At 38.4% G+C, this 21,747-nt stretch carries 25 protein-coding genes and 1 riboswitch; of the genes, 5 read left to right on the top strand and 20 right to left on the bottom strand.

The window, feature by feature from the left end; genetic code table 11:
* Positions 1 to 4 precede the first annotated feature (4 nt).
* The 7 genes from fabG to fabZ are packed head-to-tail and all read right to left on the bottom strand — an operon-like array spanning position 5 to position 4,834.
* Positions 5 to 739 carry a 3-oxoacyl-[acyl-carrier-protein] reductase gene (fabG, locus tag AC3B6D_RS04670; RefSeq protein ID WP_489756820.1) on the bottom strand — a complete coding sequence of 245 codons (735 nt, stop codon included), beginning with the start codon at positions 737 to 739 and terminating at the stop codon, positions 5 to 7.
* On the bottom strand, positions 739 to 1,677 hold the full coding sequence (locus tag AC3B6D_RS04665) for an ACP S-malonyltransferase (protein WP_489775036.1): 939 nt from the start codon (positions 1,675 to 1,677) through the stop codon (positions 739 to 741). Before AC3B6D_RS04665 ends, fabG begins: the two co-directional genes overlap by 1 nt.
* Position 1,678: 1 nt before the next feature.
* The gene (gene fabK / locus AC3B6D_RS04660) at positions 1,679 to 2,632 is read right to left on the bottom strand and encodes an enoyl-[acyl-carrier-protein] reductase FabK (RefSeq protein ID WP_489756822.1); all 954 of its coding nucleotides are present in this window, start codon (positions 2,630 to 2,632) and stop codon (positions 1,679 to 1,681) included.
* A 2-nt stretch (positions 2,633 to 2,634) separates the two neighbouring features.
* Positions 2,635 to 2,883 (bottom strand): acyl carrier protein, encoded by a 249-nt coding sequence (locus AC3B6D_RS04655; RefSeq protein WP_489756823.1) that lies wholly within the window; start codon positions 2,881 to 2,883, stop codon positions 2,635 to 2,637.
* Positions 2,884 to 2,909: 26 nt separating this feature from the next.
* Complete coding sequence (locus tag AC3B6D_RS04650) at positions 2,910 to 3,881, bottom strand: beta-ketoacyl-ACP synthase III (protein WP_489756824.1); 972 nt, start codon at positions 3,879 to 3,881, stop codon at positions 2,910 to 2,912.
* A gap of 6 nt (positions 3,882 to 3,887) precedes the next feature.
* A complete protein-coding gene (locus AC3B6D_RS04645) occupies positions 3,888 to 4,349 on the bottom strand; it encodes a MarR family winged helix-turn-helix transcriptional regulator (RefSeq protein ID WP_489756825.1) in 462 nt (153 codons plus the stop codon).
* 44 nt (positions 4,350 to 4,393) lie between these two features.
* Positions 4,394 to 4,834, bottom strand: a complete 441-nt coding sequence (gene fabZ, locus AC3B6D_RS04640; RefSeq protein ID WP_489756826.1) for a 3-hydroxyacyl-ACP dehydratase FabZ — start codon at positions 4,832 to 4,834, stop codon at positions 4,394 to 4,396.
* Positions 4,835 to 5,028: 194 nt separating this feature from the next.
* On the opposite strand from fabZ, the gene AC3B6D_RS04635 reads away from it, so the two are divergent.
* Positions 5,029 to 5,784, top strand: coding sequence for a biotin--[acetyl-CoA-carboxylase] ligase (locus AC3B6D_RS04635; protein ID WP_489769401.1), 756 nt, complete (start codon positions 5,029 to 5,031; stop codon positions 5,782 to 5,784).
* Between the two features lie 200 nt (positions 5,785 to 5,984).
* Here AC3B6D_RS04635 and AC3B6D_RS04630 read toward each other — a convergent pair whose 3' ends face one another.
* The gene (locus AC3B6D_RS04630) at positions 5,985 to 6,248 is read right to left on the bottom strand and encodes a SemiSWEET family transporter (RefSeq protein WP_489756828.1); all 264 of its coding nucleotides are present in this window, start codon (positions 6,246 to 6,248) and stop codon (positions 5,985 to 5,987) included.
* 79 nt (positions 6,249 to 6,327) lie between these two features.
* Positions 6,328 to 6,960: an NAD-dependent epimerase/dehydratase family protein gene (locus AC3B6D_RS04625; protein ID WP_489769400.1), complete on the bottom strand. Its 633-nt coding sequence runs from the start codon at positions 6,958 to 6,960 to the stop codon at positions 6,328 to 6,330.
* A 74-nt stretch (positions 6,961 to 7,034) separates the two neighbouring features.
* Between AC3B6D_RS04625 and AC3B6D_RS04620 the strand changes: the two genes are divergently transcribed.
* Complete coding sequence (locus AC3B6D_RS04620) at positions 7,035 to 7,784, top strand: threonine/serine exporter family protein (RefSeq protein ID WP_489775035.1); 750 nt, start codon at positions 7,035 to 7,037, stop codon at positions 7,782 to 7,784.
* 12 nt (positions 7,785 to 7,796) lie between these two features.
* Positions 7,797 to 8,252, top strand: coding sequence for a threonine/serine exporter family protein (locus AC3B6D_RS04615; protein ID WP_489756831.1), 456 nt, complete (start codon positions 7,797 to 7,799; stop codon positions 8,250 to 8,252).
* A gap of 141 nt (positions 8,253 to 8,393) precedes the next feature.
* On the opposite strand, the gene AC3B6D_RS04610 is transcribed toward AC3B6D_RS04615, so the two are convergent.
* Together AC3B6D_RS04610 and mgtA are read right to left on the bottom strand one after the other, a co-directional pair.
* A complete protein-coding gene (locus AC3B6D_RS04610; protein ID WP_489775034.1) occupies positions 8,394 to 8,639 on the bottom strand; it encodes a hypothetical protein in 246 nt (81 codons plus the stop codon).
* A complete protein-coding gene (gene mgtA / locus AC3B6D_RS04605) occupies positions 8,636 to 11,278 on the bottom strand; it encodes a magnesium-translocating P-type ATPase (RefSeq protein ID WP_489775033.1) in 2,643 nt (880 codons plus the stop codon). Before mgtA ends, AC3B6D_RS04610 begins: the two co-directional genes overlap by 4 nt.
* A 203-nt stretch (positions 11,279 to 11,481) precedes the next feature.
* Positions 11,482 to 11,644, bottom strand: a riboswitch (M-box (ykoK) riboswitch).
* 209 nt (positions 11,645 to 11,853) lie between these two features.
* On the opposite strand from mgtA, the gene AC3B6D_RS04600 reads away from it, so the two are divergent.
* The gene (locus AC3B6D_RS04600) at positions 11,854 to 13,290 is read left to right on the top strand and encodes a nicotinate phosphoribosyltransferase (protein ID WP_489775308.1); all 1,437 of its coding nucleotides are present in this window, start codon (positions 11,854 to 11,856) and stop codon (positions 13,288 to 13,290) included.
* Between the two features lie 81 nt (positions 13,291 to 13,371).
* Here AC3B6D_RS04600 and AC3B6D_RS04595 read toward each other — a convergent pair whose 3' ends face one another.
* From AC3B6D_RS04595 to AC3B6D_RS04575, 5 genes are all read right to left on the bottom strand, one after another.
* On the bottom strand, positions 13,372 to 13,764 hold the full coding sequence (locus AC3B6D_RS04595; protein WP_489769395.1) for a DUF3021 family protein: 393 nt from the start codon (positions 13,762 to 13,764) through the stop codon (positions 13,372 to 13,374).
* The gene (locus AC3B6D_RS04590; RefSeq protein WP_489769394.1) at positions 13,761 to 14,213 is read right to left on the bottom strand and encodes a LytTR family DNA-binding domain-containing protein; all 453 of its coding nucleotides are present in this window, start codon (positions 14,211 to 14,213) and stop codon (positions 13,761 to 13,763) included. Before AC3B6D_RS04590 ends, AC3B6D_RS04595 begins: the two co-directional genes overlap by 4 nt.
* A gap of 4 nt (positions 14,214 to 14,217) precedes the next feature.
* Positions 14,218 to 15,072: an ABC transporter permease gene (locus AC3B6D_RS04585; protein ID WP_489775032.1), complete on the bottom strand. Its 855-nt coding sequence runs from the start codon at positions 15,070 to 15,072 to the stop codon at positions 14,218 to 14,220.
* Complete coding sequence (locus AC3B6D_RS04580; protein ID WP_489775031.1) at positions 15,072 to 15,926, bottom strand: ABC transporter ATP-binding protein; 855 nt, start codon at positions 15,924 to 15,926, stop codon at positions 15,072 to 15,074. The genes AC3B6D_RS04585 and AC3B6D_RS04580 overlap by 1 nt, the downstream gene beginning before the upstream one ends.
* A gap of 293 nt (positions 15,927 to 16,219) precedes the next feature.
* On the bottom strand, positions 16,220 to 17,008 hold the full coding sequence (locus tag AC3B6D_RS04575; protein ID WP_489775030.1) for a hypothetical protein: 789 nt from the start codon (positions 17,006 to 17,008) through the stop codon (positions 16,220 to 16,222).
* A 122-nt stretch (positions 17,009 to 17,130) separates the two neighbouring features.
* Here AC3B6D_RS04575 and AC3B6D_RS04570 point away from each other — a divergent pair, with 122 nt between their 5' ends.
* Positions 17,131 to 17,673: a TetR/AcrR family transcriptional regulator gene (locus tag AC3B6D_RS04570; protein WP_489769390.1), complete on the top strand. Its 543-nt coding sequence runs from the start codon at positions 17,131 to 17,133 to the stop codon at positions 17,671 to 17,673.
* 112 nt (positions 17,674 to 17,785) lie between these two features.
* Here AC3B6D_RS04570 and AC3B6D_RS04565 read toward each other — a convergent pair whose 3' ends face one another.
* The 4 genes from AC3B6D_RS04565 to AC3B6D_RS04550 all read right to left on the bottom strand — a co-directional run bounded on the left by AC3B6D_RS04565 (position 17,786) and on the right by AC3B6D_RS04550 (position 21,707).
* The gene (locus AC3B6D_RS04565; RefSeq protein ID WP_489775029.1) at positions 17,786 to 18,313 is read right to left on the bottom strand and encodes a flavodoxin; all 528 of its coding nucleotides are present in this window, start codon (positions 18,311 to 18,313) and stop codon (positions 17,786 to 17,788) included.
* A gap of 12 nt (positions 18,314 to 18,325) precedes the next feature.
* On the bottom strand, positions 18,326 to 19,483 hold the full coding sequence (locus tag AC3B6D_RS04560) for an MFS transporter (protein ID WP_489775028.1): 1,158 nt from the start codon (positions 19,481 to 19,483) through the stop codon (positions 18,326 to 18,328).
* Positions 19,484 to 19,547: 64 nt separating this feature from the next.
* Complete coding sequence (locus AC3B6D_RS04555) at positions 19,548 to 20,147, bottom strand: TetR/AcrR family transcriptional regulator (RefSeq protein WP_489769387.1); 600 nt, start codon at positions 20,145 to 20,147, stop codon at positions 19,548 to 19,550.
* Between the two features lie 120 nt (positions 20,148 to 20,267).
* A complete protein-coding gene (locus AC3B6D_RS04550; protein ID WP_489769386.1) occupies positions 20,268 to 21,707 on the bottom strand; it encodes a 6-phospho-beta-glucosidase in 1,440 nt (479 codons plus the stop codon).
* Positions 21,708 to 21,747: the final 40 nt, after the last annotated feature.

Genomic DNA, 21,747 nt, shown 5'->3' with positions numbered 1-21,747 from the left:
CTCCTTACTGCATTGTTAAGCCGCCATCGACCGTCAATGTTTGGCCAGTAATATAATTATTTTGAGCCAAAAAGACAGCAGTTTGGGCAATTTCTTCAACTTGACCAAAGCGCTGTAGTGGAATTTGTTTAATAATTTCTTGTTGCCGTTTATCACTTAATTGCTGCGTCATTTGGGTATCAATCATTCCGGGAGCAATTGCATTACAACGTAAATTACGCAAAGCCACTTCTTTCGCAACTGATTTCGTTAACCCAATGATGCCGGCTTTACTGGCAGCATAATTAGCCTGACCAATATTACCAGTCAAGCCAACAACACTGGCTAAATTAATAAAACATCCCGAACGTTGTTTGTACATTGGCCGTAATGCCTGACGAATAACATTAAAAGTTCCCACTAAATTAGTTTGTAAGACACTGTCAAAGTCTTCTTGTGACATCCGGTTCAATAAACCATCGCGAGTAATTCCTGCATTATTAACTACAACATCAATGTGGCCCGCTGCAGCCAATGTTTGCTTAATTAATTGTTCTGCAGAGTCCATCTGCGTCACGTCAGCACTAATATCAAAACATTGAACCCCAAAAGCGGTAATTTGAGCTTGCACGTCGGCACTAATGGGATGCCGCGCATTTAAAACGATATTCGCTCCTTGCTGTGCAAAAGCTTTGGCAATTGCTAAACCAATACCTCGTGAGCTACCGGTTATTAAAACTACTTTGTCTTTGAGTTCCATTAATCCATTGCCTCCAACGCTGTAATTGTCTGTTGCAGTCCATCATAACTATCAACTTGATAAGTAGGAATCTTCCGCACAATCTTTTTAGCAAAGCCTAATAAGGTTTTCCCAGGTCCCAACTCCAGAACTGCCGTTAAATCTGATGCTTGCTGTTGTAAAGTAGCTGCAAAATAAGTGGTCGAAACTAACTGTTGCGTAAGATTATCACTTAAAGTTTGCGGAGCAAATTCTTGTTTAGTGGTCGTACTAAACACTGGAAATGTTCCGGTCTGCCAATTAACTTTCGTTAAGGCCGCATTTAATTGTGCCTGAATTGGTTGCATCAACGGCGTATGAAAAGCCCCACTAACTTTTAATGGAACAACCCGCAGTTTTTCCTGCTGCTGCTTTAATAAATCAACAGCCCGCTCTACTGCTGTAGGGACGCCACCAATGACAATCTGTTGTGGTGTATTAACATTGGCCACACCAATAGCACCGAATTGACTAGCTTGCTGAACTGCTTGTTCAACACTAGCTAAATCGGCTTTCATAATGGCGACCATTTCACTGGCCGTTTGCTCACTAGCTTGTTGCATTAATTCGCCACGCCGCTTAATCAATTGCAAACCGGTAGCAAAATCAACGTAACCACTGCTAGTTAAAGCACTATATTCGCCTAAGCTTAGTCCTAAGCCAAAGCAATCTTTAGTAGTTAAATAGTCTTTTAATTCCTGATATAAGCTCCAACTCATGGCCAAAATAGCCGGTTGCGCCAAGCGCGTTTGTGCTAACTGATCAGACAAAGCTGCATCATATAAAATACTTGGCAAGTCTAACTGTAAAATTTCGGCTGCTTGATCAATATGCTGCTTAAAACTTGGCAAACTTTCGTACAGGTCCTGTGTAATTCCTGTTTTTTGGGCACCTTGACCGCTAAACAGTAATCCCAACATCTTAATAGTCACCGCCTAAAAGCCGATCTGCCCGGGAATAAACATCTTCCAAGATCTCAGCTGCTGGTTGTTCTTTTTTAACCAAACCAGAGATTTCACCAGCCATATAAGCACCGGTCTTGGCATCACCATCTAAAACTGCACGCCGCAAACTACCATTACCTAATTCTTCAATATCACTATAATTAGGATGCTCTTTAGCGGCTTCAGCTTTTTCTAACTTCACATAAGTCTTAGCCATTTTGTTTTTCAAAACTCTAGATGGATGACCTGCAAAGTCACCGGTAACCATTGTGCTGGCATCATTAGCCTTCAAAACCGCTTTTTTATAAGTGGGATGAACTTTAGATTCGGTAGCTACTAAAAAGCGGGTTCCCATTTGGACACCTTGCGCACCCAGCATCATAGCCGCTGCCAAACCACGGCCATCACCAATACCACCAGCCGCAATGACAGGAATATTAACCGCATCAACCACTTGAGGAACTAAGGCCATTGTCGTTAACTTTCCAATATGACCACCAGATTCCATACCTTCTGCAATCACGGCATCTGCACCAACACGTTCCATCATTTTGGCTAATGCTACAGAACCAACAACTGGAATAACTTTGATATTAGCCGCTTTAAAGCGTGTAAAGTAATCGCCAGGATTACCAGCACCCGTAGTAACTAAAGCGATGCTGTCTTTATATTCCAAGACAACTTCCACCACTTCTTCAACATGCGGTGACAATAACATAACATTGACCCCGAAAGGTCGATCGGTTAAAGACCGCGCAATTTTAATCTCTTCGGCAATTGCAGAACCTGGTGCATTGCCTGCACCAATAATTCCTAAACCACCAGCATTGGAAACAGCGGCCGCCAATTTACCATCAGCGACCCAGGCCATTCCTCCTTGAAAAATCGGATATTTCAATCCAAGACTTTGAATAAATGGACTTAACTTCATGCTTAATCTTCCTTTGCTTCTAGTTGTTGCTTCACAAAATCAACTAGATCTTGCACAGTTTGAATACCATCTTCATTTTCAATTTTGATGTCAAATTCATCTTCTAATTCGTTGATTACTTCAAAAATATCCAAACTATCAGCATTTAAATCATCTTTGATATTAGCTTGTAAAGTAACTTCTTCTTCTTCTTCACCTGTTTGGTCGACAATAATTTCTTTGACTTTGTTAAAAATTTCTTGATCTGACATAATATAAAACTCCCTTATAATTAAAATTAATAAACTAACGCTAAACTACCGACGGTTAAACCACCGCCAAAACCACTTAAGATCAACTTTTGCCCGCGTTGAATTTGCTTGTTTGCAACACTTTGCGCCAATAGTAATGGTACACTAGCTGCCGAAGTATTGCCAAATTCTGCAACATTCTGCAAAAACTTAGTTACGGGTTGATCTAAATGTTGTGCAATACTTTTAATAATGCGCCCATTTGCTTGATGCAATAAAAAGTAATCAATATCATTCACGTTCCAATTAGCTTTGGCTAAAACACGTTGAATGGAATTGGGTACTTCATGGGTGGCAAAGCGATAAACAGCATGACCATCCATCATAAAATAACGCTGTTGTGGATCAGTTTGATCTTGATTAAAGATCGAATTTAACGGCAAATACCCAGCTGTGAGTGCCGAACTTTGCGCACCTAAGGTTTGCAAATCCTCAGCCACCAATCCTGGATGCTTAGCATCAGCTTCCACCAAAACGCCTGCAGCACCATCACCAAATAAGACCGCGGTTGAACGATCTTGCCAATCAACCAATTTAGATAAAGTTTCCGCACCAATCACTAAACCACGTTGGTAAGTAGTTGCTAACAGTTTATCAGCCAAAGCTAAGCCGTAAATAAACCCCGAACAAGCTGCACTAATATCAAACGCAAATGCTTGATTGGCTTGTAACTTGCCTTGAACTAAAGCCGCTGTGGATGGTGTTTGATAATCTGGTGACATCGTCGCCACAATAATAAAATCTAAACTAGTTGCTGGTAAATCACTAGCTGCTAATAACTGCTGTGCTACTTGCAACGCTAAATCTGAAGTTTGTTGCTTTTGCGCAATGTGGCGTTGCTTAATGCCGGTTCTGGAAGCAATCCACTCATCCGAAGTATCCATAAACTTTGTTAGATCATCATTGCTGACAATCTTGTCAGGTACATAATAAGCTGTTTGCTTAATTCTCAATCCCAATCTGGATTACTCCTTTGTTTTATCGATATGCGCGGGAAATTCTAAAAAGGCTCGTAAATTGAGTAAGGCATGTTCAATAATCTCAACTTGGTTCTCGTCAAAGTTTTCAATAAACTTAGCTACCATTTGTCGATGAAACAAATCATGTGCTCGATAAACTAAACGGCCTTTTCTCGTCAAACCCAAACGCACAATTCGGCGGTCATCATCGCCATGAATCCGGACGACATAACCTTTACGTACCAAATTATTAACCATTGTCGTGACTGTACCAGGAGTAATCATTAACTCTTCTGCTAATTGCGAACTGGTTTTGTGATCATACATAGTAATTGCATCAATGGCGTGCATTTCTTTAACTGAAATGTCCTTAAAATCACTCTTTTTTAATTCCCGTTCTTCAACCCGCATAATATCAGTATAAACCGTGGTCAATAACCGGTTGATCCGTTGCATTTTATCTTTCATTCGTATTACTCCTATAGAATGTCAAAATAACTGCAACTAATCCGTTAACTACGAACCGCATCCTCGACAATAAACATTAATTCCGCTGTCACTGCTGGCTTATCATGAACCGACGCCACGCAACTAACCAAGCCAATATTTTGACGTTGTCTTTTTAATTCCACTTTTAACTGCAACTGATCGCCAGCATGAACATCAAACAAAAATTCAGCCTTCGGAATCCCACCTAAGTAAGCTGTTTTATTTTTAAAACTCGGTGAGCTCAAAATAAAAATTGAGGCTGCTTGAGCTAAGGTTTCAATAATCAACGTTGATGGCATCACAAATTGTCCCGGTCGATAACTGTCAACAAACGATTCATCAGCGGTTACGTTCTTCACCGCTTGAATTGATTTATCGACTTGCATGTCTTGCACTCCGTCCATGAAAAAGATCGGATATCGATTGGGAATTAACGCCCGTATTTCACTTGAATTTAGTTCCATTAAGATTCCAACAGCTCCTTTATTTTATTTCAAACATCAAACTGTTTGATGGCAGTATCATATTGCAACTTGCTTAAAATGTCAAATTTGACTATGATAAAGACCGATTTGAATAGCTTTTAGTTCGTCTCTTTTTACGTAATTATTTTATTTTGAAGCTCAAATTAGTTTACTCATGTGAGGTCTAATTAATTATGCAACATTTAACTTTGTTAGAACAACAATTAAACCAGCAGCTGCCGTTTTTAGCTCAGCAAATTGCCTGGTATGATCAAGTCACTTCCACCAACCAATTATTAAAGCAACAAGTCGCCCGCCAAAAAAAATTTTCACCTCAGCTAGTGATCAGTAATCAACAAACGAATGGCTATGGTAAAAAAGGGCGTAACTTTATTTCTCAAACTGGTGGCATTTATCTCTCACTTGGTTTAGCTTTACCCAAGTTAACTGCCCAAAATCAAGGACTCTTAACAACCGGTATTGCTTGGTGTTTAAATCAGGCCATTGAACAACAATGGCAACTCGAAACCCAAATTAAATGGGTCAATGATCTTTTAGTCAATGATCAAAAAATTTCTGGCATTTTAGTCGAACAGCCGCGTCCCCAAGTTGCTATTATTGGCATTGGTCTTAATCTTTATCAAGAGCACTTAGCAATTGGGGCCAATCTTTTGACCAAACAACCGACTGAGCAAGCAATCTGTCAGTTGATCATCCATTTATTGCAGCAAATCTGGCACTTCAAAGATCATTTTGCGACTGGCTTTTTCTTACCTGACTATCAAGACAAGCTGGCTTGGAAAAACCAGACAGTGCAAGTGCAAATGGGGCCAAAGGTCGTTTACGGCCAAATTGTCGGTGTTACTCAAAAAGCCAGTTTAATTTTACAAACCGCTCACGGCTTACAAGTCATTGCTAGTGGTGATGCCACGAAGGTGCGAACAATTTAATCAATCACTGACGTGGTGCTTATTTTCCTTCTCAAATTTGAGAATTTTATCATAATTAATTTTCAACATTCATCATTAAATACCTCAATTAGGTGACTTACCAAATTGTTGGTAAAATTAAAAAAGAGAAGTTGGGTAAAAAGAAAATATTCGTTGAAATTTACGAAAAATTCTTTTGATCCCCACTTCTCTTTGCTTTTTTACAAAGCTGTTAATACTGCCAAAGCCCCAAAAATCACACCGGCACCATTGCTAACAGCCAATGGATAATCACGATGATCTTTGAACAAAGCATAGATAACCCATAATAAGGTATTCAAGACGGTCGCTAGTGGCTGCGCTGGATTACCCTTCGCTCCATGTAAATTACTAATAATTTGTGGAATATAGGAAACATACATTAAAATCGCTGTTCCCGTAGCAATCCAGCCTAAAGTAGTCATAAATCTTTCTTTTTTTGACATCAACCTTACTCCTCCCAGTTCAGTAAAATAACAATAATGTTTTTAGTTTAAAACACCCTTGATTTAATTTACAGTAAAATTACATATTTTTTTCATGCAAGAAACGGCGCTGTTGCAAAAAGCTCACTTGCTGTTGCAAAATTTTATCAATTTCTTGACTAAACGCTATGCGGGTCATCGGCGCAATGGCTGGTAAATTACTCAGTCGTAATAATTGCGCCAAGCCCCAACTAGTTAGCCGTTGTCGATCATAAATTAAATTTGGATAGATAATCACTGCTTGCTGCTGTAACTGGTGTTTGACATACAGGGCTGTTTGATCTTTATAAAATAAATATTTTTTCAAGCCCCACGGCGCCCAATTGGCCGCCACATACAACATCTTCGTGGTTAATTGTTGTTGAACAATATAATCTGTCACAATCTTGGCTGGAGCGAAAGTCATCGTTTGATAAGTTATATTTTGCCGCGGCTGTTCTCGTAAAATTCCGACTAAATCAATTACCCAATCACATTGGTTTAACCAATATTGCCACTGATCATCGTGCAAAATATCAGTGCTTACAAATTGAGCCATTTGCTGAATATTTGTTGGCAAGTTTTGCTGCCCATGACGAGAAAAACTAATAATTCGCCAAGTCGGATGTTTGTGCAGCTGGCGAATCACTTGCTGTCCTAAATAACCGGATCCGCCCATAATTCCAACTTGCACTCTTTTCACCTCCCCCAAACAATTTAACGAATATAGTATAATAATGATTAATTAGTTTCAAAGAAGGTGCTTAGATGCAGCAAGATCAATTAATGGAAGTGTGTCTTTTAGCCGGACAGATTTTAGTGGAAGCCGGTTCAGAAATGTATCGTGTCGAAGATACAATGCGCCGCATTGCCTTTTGTGGTCAAGAAGTTGATAATGCCGCTTTCACCAGTTTAACGGGAGTTTTAGTCAGCTTTAAAAAAGCGCCATATACTCGTTTTTTACAAATTTCACGGCGCGGCATCAATATGAATAACATTACCAGAGTCAATACACTCTCCCGCCAGTACGAAGCTCAAGAAATTGATTTAGCTACCTTTGAGCAACAATTACGGCAAATCAAGCGCGATCGCCCCTTATTTTCCTTAGCAACGCAAACCTTTGGTGCGGGCTTAGAAAGTGCGTGTTTAATGATTATCTTCACGCAAAAATACGACTGGACGGATTTTGTGAGTACTTTTATCATTGGCGCTTTAGGTTATTGGATCGCTATCGTAATTGGGCAACACAGTCGTTTGCGGTTCGTCGGCGAATTAATCGGCGCGTTAGTAATTGCCTTATTGGCTATGGGTGACGTTCATTTCTTTGGTGGTAAAAGTATCAATAACATTATCATTGGCGCCATTATGCCGTTAGTGCCCGGCGTCCCGATGACTAATGCTTTACGAGATTTGTTTGAAGGCAATTTGTTAGCGGGGATTGAACGCGGCATTGAGTCCAGCATGGTCGTTGGCGCCATTGCTGTCGGCGTGGGGATTGCTTTTTATTTAATTAGTTAAGGAAGTGCTAGCATGTATCACTTATTAGTACAAATCGGGTTAAGTTTTATCGGCACAGTGGCGTTTGGGCTCTTTATTCAAGTGCCTGTCAAAGCTTTAGGCTGGGCCGGATTTGCTGGCAGCTTAGGCTGGACCTGTTATTGGTTGTTGGTTCAAATTAATGTTGGTAAAATTGCCGCGAACTTTTTAGGAGCGCTAGTCGTCGGGTTAAGTGGATTAATCTTAGCACGGGTAAAAAAACAGCCCAGTACCATTTTTAACATTCCGGGACTCGTTCCCTTGGTACCAGGCGCCAGTGCCTACCAAGCCTTGGAACAGTTCATGGCTGGTCAACGTGACAGTGCCTTAACACAGGTTTTACATGTTACCTTATTAACTGGAGCCATTGCTCTAGGCTACGTTCTAGCGCAATTGATTGGGGAAGTTTGGTTTCAACATATCGCTGCCAAATTGCGGCACCCAAAGTAAGTTAAATATTGTGCCAAATTTGAAATCCAAAGAATGTCTTTCAATTAAGACATTGTAGTGTTTCAACGAATAGGAACTTGTATCTAACTGTCTAACTAGAATTAAGGACTCAAGCAAAAATGCTTAAGTCCTTAATTTAGGTTAGTCTTCGGCTTTTAAGTGGCATTTGCTACAACATTTTTGCCAAATACGTTTTACAAATCGGTGTCCTTTAGTACTACAATCCACAATCATTAAACTAGCGCCAACAATAAACAAGCCCGCCAATAACCCTGTTGTCCACGTTACAGGTCGCACGAATAGCCAAGCAATTCCGATACATAACCAAGTTAAGGCAATAATTAATTGGGTAGGATAACGTAATTCAGTTTTCAACTTTGATTTCATAACAATTCTCCATAACGTTGGACGTAAATTCTTTTGACGATTGTTACTAATACTAAATAACAAACTACCGTTAATCCGAGTAACCACCAGAAATTAGTTGGCAAAGGAGCCAATTTTAAAAAGTGTCCAATGGCGGTAAACGGAATTAATGAACCAACCAGGACGGCACCTGTTGTGACAAGTAGTACTGGCTTAGCAGCACGACTTTGCACAAAAGGAATTTTTTGTGTTCGCAAAGCGTGCAAAACTAGAGTCTGCGTCCAGAGAGATTCTACAAACCAACCACTATTAAATATTTGAATAAATTCTTGTTGCGCCAAACCATGAACTTGTCCAAAAGTATGCCCTAGTACTTGTGGGCAAATCACAAAATACATGGCTAAATACGTCGTAATATCAAATAATGAACTCGTCGGTCCTAAAATTGCCATAAATCGGCCAATGGAGCGTGCCTCCCATTTGCGTGGAACTTTTAAATACTCGGGATCCATTCTGTCCCATGGAATAACTAAGCAGGACAAATCATAAGTCAAATTTAAAAATAGTAATTGTAATGGCTGCATGGGCAAAAATGGTAAAAAGATACTAGCACACAAAACGGATAACATGTTGCCAAAATTGGAAGAACACGTCGCTTTAATATATTTCATAATATTACCAAAAGTTTGGCGCCCGACTAAAACTCCTTGTTCTAAGACCTGCAAATCTTTTTGTAATAAGATAATTGCTGCCGACTCCTTGGCAATATCAACAGCACTATCTACGGAAATTCCTACATCGGCAGCTTTCATGGCCGGTGCATCATTAATGCCATCACCTAAAAAGCCCACTACATGTTGATTTTTGCGCAAAGTTTGCACAATTAAAGCTTTTTGCTCAGGCCCAACTTTCACAAAAACGTTGGTTGTTTCCACCGCGCGTTGCAACTGTTCAGAAGTTAATTGACTGACTTCTTGTCCCGTTAACACATTCTGTACTGCAAAATTAATTTTTTGACAAACAGCTAAAGTTACTAATTGATTATCACCCGTAATAATTTTGACTTGTGTGCCATACTCTGCCAAAGAAGCCAACGCTTGTTTCACCGATTGTTTCGGAGGATCTAAAAAGGTTAAATAGCCTAAAAAGACCATATCTTGTTCATCAGCAACTGTTAATTTAGCATTAGTTGAGGCTTGAGGATTGGTTTTATAGGCCAAGCCTAACACGCGCAAGCCGGCTTGATTCAAATTCCTGACCTGTTGTTGCAATTGCTTTTGCCACTCAGGCGTCAAAGCTACCACTTGTCCTTGGTCCTCTACATAAGAGCAAATTTGTAGTATTTCTTCAAACGCCCCTTTGGTAACCATCGTGACAGCTTGCTGGGGCATCTGTACCACTGTACTTAAACGGCGCCGTTTAAAATCAAACGGTATTTCATCAATTTTTTGATAATTCGTAACTTCTAAATCCAAAGTTGTCGCAGCTTGGATAATGGCCTGATCCATTAAATTATTTAACCCCGTTTGAAACTGACTATTTAAATAGGCATATTGTAAAACGCGAGGATTGACCTGTTGATGCACGTCTAAATAATGTTCTAAAATAATTTGATCTTGGGTTAACGTCCCCGTTTTATCTGTACATAAGACATCCATGGCGCCAAAGTTTTGAATCGCATTTAAGTCCTTCACCACCGTTTGCTGTTTGGCCATTGTTAAAGCTCCGCGGACTAAATTAGTAGTCACAATCACGGGTAACATTTCGGGCGTCAAGCCAACGGCCGTAGAAACGCCAAACAATAGGGCTTGTAGCCAATTACCTTTGGTTAAACCATTGAGAACACAAACAATAGGGGCCATAATTGCCATAAACCGAATTAAGAGCCACGATGTTTGACTAATCCCCACATCAAAATTAGTCACAGTGGTTTTTTTGTTCGTTAATCCTTGAGTAACTTCCCCAAAACGCGTCTGCTGTCCGGTAGCCACAACCAAGGCCAAGGCTGTACCACTAACCACATTACTCCCCATAAAAATTAATGTTTTTAAATCAGTAATTTGCTCATAATGAGTGTCCGTTGACTGTACTACTTTTTCCACCTGATAACTTTCACCCGTTAACGCCGTTTGTGATACCAACAAATCGCGGGCTTGCAGCACTCTTAAATCTGCAGGAATCAAATCGCCAGCAGCTAATTTAACAATATCTCCGGGTACTAAATCAGCCAAAGCAATTGTTTGTAATTGTCGATCTCGAAAAACTTGGACATTAACCTGCACTAACGATTGCAATTTTTCCGCAGCATTGCTTGATTGAATGGACTGAATTAAAGTCATGGTGCCACTGACAATAACCATGACTAAAATAATTACAGTCGCCGTGAAACTTTTATCAGCTGGACTGGCTAAAACATAATCCGTCCAAAAAGAAATGACAGCTAAAACCAGCAGTACTAGTGTAAAAGGTGTAGCAAAAGCTCGTAAAAATTGGCGATACACGGGAGTTTTGTGGTGATAAATTAACTGATTACTCCCGTACTTTTGTTGAAGAGCTGTCACTTCTTGACTCGACAAACCGGTTGTTCGCGTGTGAAACTGTTGTTGCACCGCTTCCGGAGTTGCTTGAGCCAACTTCAATAATTCTTGATTTGATAACATCAAAAAAGACCTCCTTGTTTTTAAACAAAGGAGGCTCATAAACACCCATTGACTGCCTGATAAACTTTCATTGAAGTTGAGATAAAAAGAAAATCTTCATATTAGTAATACAAATAATGTTTCTTCATACCATGCCTAACTGACATTAGTCACAATTTCAATTGATACAGTCAAAAAAAGAAGCCGCAAAAAAATTATTCGCGACTCCTAAAATTTTCGTTTAGCACTACCCGGCGTAAAGACTTAGTCTAGCTACTTGGGAACTTGCCTTCGGTCGGCAAGTTCTGTCCTATACATTGGCGTTTCGCAACGTTTCTGTACAGTAGCATGTGTCCGAATAGGAGCCTCTTTTATTCTTTTAGTTAGTTATCAATTATATATAATACAAATGATAAGTTAACATAGCATAACGGACAAGTCAAGTATTCTGCTTAATCAATTAGAAATTAAGTAATTACCGGTGAAAACTACTCATGCTTTCCTAGTAATGCTATACTAGCTGTGATAGTTTTGACCGATTATTCAGACCATATTGGTTGGTTGAACTCTGTCAAAAAATTAATAAGGACAACTATATCATGAAAAATTTAGCAATGTTGACTGATTTATATGAATTTACCATGGCCAATGGTTATGATGCAGTTAGCAAAGACAAACAAGGCGTGTTTGACGTCTTCTTTCGCAAAGTTCCCGACAATGGTAGCTTTATTATCGCTGCTGGCTTACAGCAAGTTATTGAAGCGGTTGCAGATTTCCACTATACGGATGACGATGTTAAGTATCTCGCTTCATTGAACACATTTAGCCCTAGTTTTTTAGATTATCTCAAGAATTTTAAATTTGACTGCTCCATTACCGCAATCCCCGAAGGTACCCCAGTCTTTCCTCGCGAACCAATTATGACTGTCCAAGGACCTTTAATTCAAACGCAATTGTTAGAAACATTAATTTTAAACATTTTAAACCATGAATCCTTGATTGCTACAAAAGCGCGCCGGATTACTTTTGCCGCACACAACAAACCCGTGATGGAATTTGGTGCGCGCCGCGCCCAAGGACCGGACAGTGCCGTTAACGGTGCCCGAGCAGCAGTTATTGGTGGATGCACCAGTACTTCAAATGTCTTAGCCGCCCAAATGTTTAACATTCCCCCAGCTGGCACAATGGCACATGCTTGGGTAGAATCTTTCCCAGATGAACTTACCGCTTTTCGCCAATGGGCACAAATTTACCCTAACAATGCTTCCTTTTTAATTGACACATATGACGTCTTAAATTCGGGTTTACCTAATGCCATTACTGTCTTTCAAGAATTACAGCAAGGCGGCCAGCAAGTTCAAGGTGGGATTCGCATTGATTCTGGCGATATTGCACAACTAACCAAAAAAGCCCGTCAAGCTCTCAATGATGCCGGATTGTCTCAAATTAAAATCACGGTTTCAAACGCCTTAGACGAACGCGTCATTCAATCATTACTCAATGAAGGTGCACAAATTGATAACTTTGGTGTCGGGGAAAAATTAATTACCAGTGCTTCTTCCCCCGTCCTCAGTGGCGTCTATAAATTAGCAGCCGTCATTGACGACGGACAATTAATTCCAAAGATTAAAGTCAGTGATAATCGCGACAAGTTAACTTTACCGGGCATTAAGAAAACTTATCGCTTATACGACAAACAAAATCACCAAGCTTTTGCGGATGTGATTAGTTTAGCGGATGAAGTTTTACCAACTAATTTGTCAGTAGTGGACTCCAATCCGTTATCCGTTAAAAAGCAGGTTACTCTGGCCAACTTTGATGCTGAAGAATTATCACAACAAATTTTGGACCACGGTCATTTAGTCAAAAGCGAAACTGACGTGTTCAAAATTCAAAAACAATGTCAGCAAAAATTAGCGGAATTACCTGAAGCCACATTAAGAACGGTTAATCCTGATTTTTATCCGGTTTATATCACCACTAAATTGGCTGATTTACAAACCGAATTAATTCAACAAAGTTTAAACAACTAAGAAACAAAAACCACTGAGTAAGCCAGATTAAAAATCTGATTACTCAGTGGTTTTTTAATTTCTATACTTTATTTCTTTCCATCACTTGGACTTACGCTTTTGTAGCCGGGAGTTAATCCGCTGAACTTGCTGCTCACGGAGCGTTAAAATCACTAACCAAATAATAATATATGTCACTAGAAAAAGTACAATCGTCCAAACAGCAATAGGCCAATGACAAACTAGCATCATCATTAAAAATAAAATCAACATCAAAATGAAGTGTAATCCTAGTGCTATTAAAAATGGAAAGTCAGTATCCATCAAAAAAGATCCTTCACCCATTAATCCACTAAATATGAAAACGCCGCAAACGGTTAGTAAAGAAATATTGATTTCATGAGGAATACATGCCAAAACTAGCAAATAAACCATTGATCCAAATCCGACCCCTGTAATAAACCGTTTGACAGCTTGACGTAATATTTTTATCATAAGCCCAACTTCTTTTCTAATTCTATTAAATACTTCCGCGAAACATCAGTCTTTAAATTAAATTGTAAAATAGCCACCATATTGCCAGCAAAACCCGTTTCCAGTGAATCCAGATAATCCAGATTAATGACACAATGTCGTGAAACTTGAATAAAATCAGCAGTTAATTTTTCTAAAACTTGATATAAATGGCCTTTAGACTCAATGACAGTTTCTTTAGTATAATAGGTTAAATTTTTACCCTGTACTTCAATTTTGATTAAATCTTTCATCTTAATTGTCAAAATCCGATCTGCTATTTTAATCGGTAATAAAGTTTGTTCCTGTAACTCATATTGCTTAATGTAGGATAATAAGTTATCAACCGCCAGTGACTCAGCACCCGCCTTAAGTTCTACCGCAATCTCGTCTTTATTCAGGCCAGGGTCAATGTGTACGCTAATTTTCAAATCATTACTTCTTTCTTTGATTCATCATTATTGATAAACCCGCAACTAATAGCAAAAGCACAGCTATGATCACCAGTTCTACATAAGTATTCAAGGCATTAGTCAAAAGTTGTCCTTTAATTTCCAAATGAATTGCCAAATCCTGCAACATTTTTAATCGCAAGGGCAAAGCCAGATTGCTTCCCCGCAAATCATTGAGTAAAAGGCTACGTAAACTGGCTGCTTCATAACTACTTGGAATTAATTTTACCAAAGTTTGCATACTTTTGGAGAGCATCCCATAAGGCATATAAGTGGCTACGATAAAGCCGGATGCAGCACTGATAATGGAAGCCCAGTGACTATAAGTTGTACTGGAATTAACGAATAACGCTAGTAATTGATTAGCTAAAGTGGCTGCCAGACCACCAACAAACATGACACCCACTGCTGGTAAATAAAAATCAGCTGGTAGATCAACTTTATCAACTAACTTAAAATAACTACCTGCTAGTACTAACACCAAGATTTGCATTAAGAAGCTAATAAACGTTGCCGCCAAAATATAACTAAAACTCCGTTTGGCTGGTGATACATGGGTCAATTGAAAATCAGCTGCTGTATGAGTTTCTCGATCGATCACGAATTGACTCAATGCTTGAAAAGAAGTAGTAATACCCGCAATGACTATTAATCCCGCCAACATCCACAAATCCAGTAACTGTTTTTTATTAGAAACAACTGGTAGTGACCCCAAAAGATACCTTTGTAAGAAACAAACATAAATAAAAAAACCAATTAGTGCCCCTAAACACGACATCATAGCACCTGTAACATTGCTAAAGTAAACTTTAATATTGCGCTGAACCAAAGCTATCATCATTGCAGCTCCTTTCCCGTAATTTTAATAAAAGCATCATCAATGGAACCTTGCTGGTATTCAAAATCACGGATTATAGTGGCATTATTTTGTAAAACCTCTATCGCCTGTTTACTAGTCAACCCCAATAGTTCAATTTGATGCTCAGACCTTTTTTGTATACCACTGGTAGCTTTAATTTTCTGAACATCATCAGCTTGAATCTTCAATTTATTAGGAGCATAGCGTTTTTTAATGCTTGCTGTTGAACCACTGGCCAAAAGGTTACCATTTTCTAAGATGTACATTTGATCAGCATTTTCTGCTTCTTCCAAATAATGCGTGGTCAAAAAGATTGTTAAACCTTGTTCGCGTTGCAATTTCTGTAACAAATCCCAAATTACTAACCTAGTTTGTAGATCCAAACCTGTAGTTGGCTCATCTAAAAACAACAAGTTAGGTTGGTCAATTAAAGCTCTGGCAATGTCTACGCGTCGTCTTTGACCGCCTGATAGAGTGCCATATTTCTGCTTCCAAAATTGCTTGATTCCAATAACTTCAATTAACTCCGCTAACCAGTCTTTGTCATAATGCTTGTACATTTTTGCTCTGGATAAAATATTGCTTTTCACCGATAACCTCTTGTCTAAAACACTGTCTTGAAACACAACGCCCATCTTTAAGTCGGCAGCATAGCGAACGATTCCTGTCGTGGGTTTCATCAGACCTGTTAAAATATTTATTGTCGTCGATTTGCCGGCACCGTTAGTTCCTAAATAAGCGACCAATTGTCCAGTGGCAATTTGGAGATTAATCGCATTTAAAGCGACCTTGGAACCATATTTTTTAGTTAAGCCAATAGTTTCAATTAACATTTTTTTCTCCTTTACTAGCAGTTATTGTTAGTATGTCGAAGAAAAGTTAAATTGTCTCAGCATTGGACACAAGTGGTTATTTCTCGATTATTAAAAAGCCAATGAAGTACTTAAAATTTTTTACTCATCAAGTAGTATCTTGCTTTTTCAATCAAATTTTGAAAAGCAACTATTATTTAGAAACAGACTATCCTACTAACTACTATTCCAATTTTTGCAATAAAAAAGATGCAATTGGGACAAAAGATTACAAAACTTTTTTGTCTCAATCGCATCTGAAATAAAATTTGATTTTAAGCTTCAGCTGCTGCTTTAATCATTTCATAAGCTTCTAAGGCTAAATGAATTTTATGACCTTCAACCATCTCTTTAGGCGTTCCTTTAGGAAAATAAACACAAGTCCGTAATTCAAAGCCATTTGGTATATCACGCATTTGATGATGTGCAATATCATGCCGTAAAGTGCCATCCAGTAACCGTGAAGTACCTGCCTTAGCTGGTGGAAAACCAGGATCTGCGGTCACTTTAGTTTGAATCGTGGGATCATCTTTCATCAAAACAACTTCGGTCGGGCCACCATACATTCCCATCGTTTCCATACCCAAATTCTCTGTTACATCACCGTTAGTCATTTTAGTAAACTGAAAATGTTCGGGATTTTCCGACATCACAGATAAGTCACTGCCACTCAAAACAGAAGCTAATTTTTCTTGATATTGTGCCAAAGTCATTCCAGTCACCACTAACGTGGCTCGTGCAGGAATCATTTCAGCTTGTTCATCAAAGTTCTGAACAATATCGCGCCACATTTGTTCGGAACGTTTGGTAGACTCTGCATATAATTGTCGAATCTTTTCAATTCCTAAGTCCGCTTTAGCCTGTAAATTAACCTGAGTAGCTTCTTCATAACTTAGGTAATTCACATCTTCATAGGTTAAATCCCGTCCTTGATATTTGATGTTTGCTCCTAAATGCAACAGTTCCTGTAAAACATGTTTTTCGCGTTCAAATCGAAGCAATCGTAATTGTTGTTCTGAATAATTGTCACCGTCAATATTAACTTTAATCGTGATCTCCTGCATAATAATGGACACTTCCTATTTTTAATTAGGATTACTATACTGTTATCAATGCAGTAGTACAATATAATTTAGTGCAACAGTTTTAACTTATTTGTGTCACTAAAATAAGGGGAGAAAACAACATGTATTATGGAACTAATGAAAATCAGCGCATCAAGCAGCAGTTAATAACTGCATTTTTCCAACTTTTGAAAAAGTACGAACCAAATGAAATTACTATTACTCAACTCACTAAACAAGCCCACACTGCCCGCAGTAGTTTCTATCGTAATTTTCAAAGCAAAGCTCAACTGATTGAATTTTATTTGGATCAATTACATGATAAATTAACTTCAACACACGAATACAATAACCTAAAAGATGTCTTCTCTTATGAACAAGTCGTGCAAAAATTTGCCCAATCACTCACCGTTTTTTTAGAAAATCGGACTTACGTACTTTTGATTTATCAAAAGGGTTACGGATTACTATTATTACAAACTTTAGATCGCTATATTGAAGAATCCATCGGCAATATGCCCGCCAATTCCATTGATCGTTATCAACTCTACTTTTTATCCGGTGCTAGCTTTAACGTTTTAATTCACTGGTTAACTAGTGCTAACCCGGAAAGTCCACAACAACTAGCGCTAACTTGTGCTAATTATTTAACGGGATTTATCTAAAATTCTCCCCACAATTAAATAGTTATTTAAAAAATCACTTAATTTGTCAGATTTAGGCCCGACAAATTAAGTGGTTCTTTTTATTGCAGCTCATTATTTTTTATCACAGTCCTTAAGCTTTTAGGTTAATCTTACGCAACCAGTCTTGCACTTTTTGACTGGCTTCTTGACGTTTTCGTCCTTGAATAGCCAGGCCAATGCCCCGTTTTTCTAGTCCGCCTTCAAACGAAAAGCCTGGCAACACTTGTTGTGCCCGCACAGTTTGTTTAATCTGCGTAAAGCTCGCACCACTACCAAAGCCACCATGGGTATTAAAGGGAATGACAATTTTATTAGTAAAATCGTATTGTTTCAGAAATGTCATGACAATTTGTGGTAAAGCCATATTCCAGGTAGGGGCCCCCACAAAAATTTTTTGATAGTCTTCAAAATTCGTTATTTTCGTTTTAATTGCTGGTAAAATATTTTCATTTTGTTCCAATACATTTTGTCGCACTTGTTCTTCGTAGTCTTGGATTGGTGTATCTTTTCCTTGGATTGCAAATAAATCACCACCAACTAGTTGTTGAATGATCTGTGCCACCGCTTTTGTATTACCCGTTCTACTGTAATAAACCGTCAAAACTTTCCCTGATACCATCTTCATAACTCCTCATTTAGTAATGTGCTCTGGCTTACGTATTAACAACATAGCGACCAACAAGATCAAATATACGACCGCACTAACCCAAAAGAGATTAGTTAATTGACTTAAATGACCAATTTTCTGAATCAAAAGTGCCGTATATGGCGACAATGAACCAGCCAAATTATAAACAATTAATACCAATGATGTTGCTAAGGTGTTACCACTATTTTCTGAATTTATTGTATTCAATAACCAAGGGAAAAACAATCTAATTCCTAAGCCGGTTAAAAAACCACCAACCACTGTCACCCAAGTTGTATTAGAAACAGCAATCAAAGTCATTGCTAATGCTTCCAAGAAAAACGCCAAAACTAGAATTTTATTACCTAGCATTTGAAAAATTTTACCAAACAATAAACCGCCTAACATGGCGCCAAGACTTAATGCCAAAATGACAAAACTAGCTTGCGTTGGATTACCATAGCCTTTGTTGACCATCAAAGTTGGTACTTTAATGCCCATAATCATATACAACGTAATCACTACAAAAGTTAACAGCAATAATCCATAAATATCACGGGATAGACGGGCATGCTTTTGCGTTTTTGTATTGGACTGTACGCGTGATGCTTTAGGCAGCTTGGGTACAAACAAACTAAACATCAACAAGGCCGGAATCGTAATGATATATGCCCAAAAAGACATATGCCAACCAAACTGAACAAGTTGACCCGCAATAAACGTGATTAAAACACCACCTAGTCCTTCAAAAGTACTTTGAAAACCTAACATTTTAGAACGCTCATTATTTTTAAAAAAGTAACTAATAATGGTGACCAAGAGCGAATTGAAAAGGCCAATACCTAACCCTAAAAGGGAGCGCGAAATCATTAATAATGTAAAGTTATTAATAAAAATCGGTGATAACCCGGCAATCACGGTCAATAAAATACCAATCATGACTGTTTGTTTAACACCAATGCGTTTGGCAATGAAATTACTAAATAAAATCCCCACAATTAAGAATAGTGAAGGAATAGTCGTTAACAACTCCACTTGTGATAACGGAACATGTGAAAAAGATTTCGCCAAAACCGGAATATCGGCATTAATCGCTGGCGCAGAGGAGGTAATGACGGATACTAATAAAATAGATAATTTTAATAAACTCTTGTTCTTCATACTGAATGCTTCTCCTTTTTATGACTATCAGTCATTTTTTTGTTAAAAAAATTAATCAACTAATTTAGTCGATTAAATATTCATTAATTGCTGGTATTAAACAGGTCAAACAAAATTCGTCAACTGCTTGAACAGGGTGAAAAGAATTCGGACTCATGGTCCAACTTAAGATAATGCCATAGATTTGCGTCATACTCAGCTGCGTTATTCTTTCAATTGGCGCTGAACTGGCCAACTTATGACATGCAACCAAATCTTGCAGAATATTTTGCAACCATAATAAGTCATTCATCCATTTGCTATGGACATCACTACGATTATCACCATGGGAAATATATCGCACCCATTGTCGAGCTAATTGTACCTTCGAATCAACAATTACTTGCATGAAAGCCGTTAAATAATTCGTAATAATCTCTGCCGCCGTCATTTGTTGTAAATCAGCTTTGGGCACTACTACTTTGTCAAAGTGTAATTTACTAAGTTGTAATATCAGGTCTTCTTTACTCTCAAAGTAATTGTAAAAAGTTCCTTTCGCAATGCCACTTTGATTGACAATGTCATCAACAGAAACATCTTCATACCCGTGCTTTACAATTAATTGATCTGATACTTGTAAAATCTTTTCCCGCGTTTTCTTAGCCTTCTGTTCACGTTTTCCCATTCAAACCACCTTGCTATAAAAATGACTAATGGTCATTATTTTAACAGCGATTTTTATTTTGTCAAATTTTGACAACAAAAAAACACTTGACTCCAAAATCAGAACCAAGTGTTTATTAGTTTAATCTAAATTTTCACCATTAGAGGCAATAACTTGCTTATACCAATCAAAGGACTTCTTCTTGTAACGTTTGAAAGTTCCTTGACAATTATTGTCTTCATCAACATAGATAAAGCCATAGCGTTTTGCCATTTCACCGGTGGAAGCACTAACTAAGTCAATGCACCCCCATGGCGTATAGCCCATCACGTCAACTCCATCATCAATCGCATCATCGATTGCTTTGATATGTTCACGTAAATAATCAATCCGGTAATCATCAGCCACGTAATGATTCTCATCAGCTTGATCCATCGCACCTAAACCATTTTCTACGACAAAGACTGGTTTTTGATAGCGATCAGACAATTCATTTAAGGCAATCCGTAAGCCGGTAGGGTCAATTTGCCAACCCCAATCACTAGACTTCAAGAACGGATTCTCGACGCCACCCATTAAATTACCAGCAGTGGTTTTGTTATCAGAGCGAGTCACTTCCGTCACTGTTGACATGTAGTAACTAAAGCCAATGTAATCAACCGGATATTTAGCCAACAAGTCTAACTCTTCATCCGTATAATCTAAATCACTAATTTGTACACCATTGCGTGCTAATAAACTCTTCGTATAAGCTGGGTAATGTCCACGTACTTGCACATCCGCACAGAAGAAGTTATTAGCTTGATTATCTTGCAAAGAAGCTAATTGATTGACCGGATTAGAGTCATAGCTGTAATTAGTAGCATACAAAATCATGCAACCAATTTGTAAATCAGGATCTAATTCATGTCCAATTTTGACAGCTTTAGAACTCGAAACAAATTGATTATGCCAAGCTTGGAAAATATTCTTCTTATCATTGGCACCATTAGATACGACTAAACCTTGGCCCATCACTGGAAAATGGGCGGCACTATTAATTTCGTTAAAAGTCATCCAATACTTAACTTGCTTATGGTAACGAGTCAAGACAGTTCTAGCGAAACGTTCGTAAAAGTCGATTAACTTTTTATTTTTCCAGCCACCATAAGTGGTTACTAAGTTTAAAGGCATTTCATAATGTGAAATCGTAATGACTGGTTCAATATTATATTTCAAACATTCAGCAATCAATTCGTCATAAAATTTCAAGCCTGCTTCGTTGGGTTGTTCTTCATCACCATTGGGAAAAATCCGCGACCAAGCAATGGAAAACCGGTAACACTTAAAACCCATCTCTGCGAATAATTTGATATCTTCTTTAAAGTGATGGTAATGATCATTACCAATATGGTTGGGATAGAAATACTTATCAGTATCAATCGAAAAATCAAATTCTGGATCATTCACAATAGCCATGCGATCCTTACCGCCGGGCAAAGCATCTGGTAGTGATAAACCCTTGCCACCTTCTTGATAAGCACCTTCTAATTGGTTAGCCGCCGTAGCGCCACCCCATAAAAAGTTTTTTGGAAAACTCATTAAACTTCCTCCTAAATCTTGAGTCATTCTGAGCGGTTAA

It is taken from the genome of Bombilactobacillus sp. ESL1097 (genome assembly GCF_058107205.1).
Note: the sequence above shows the minus strand (reverse complement) of the source record. Positions and strands in the feature narration are given on the sequence as shown.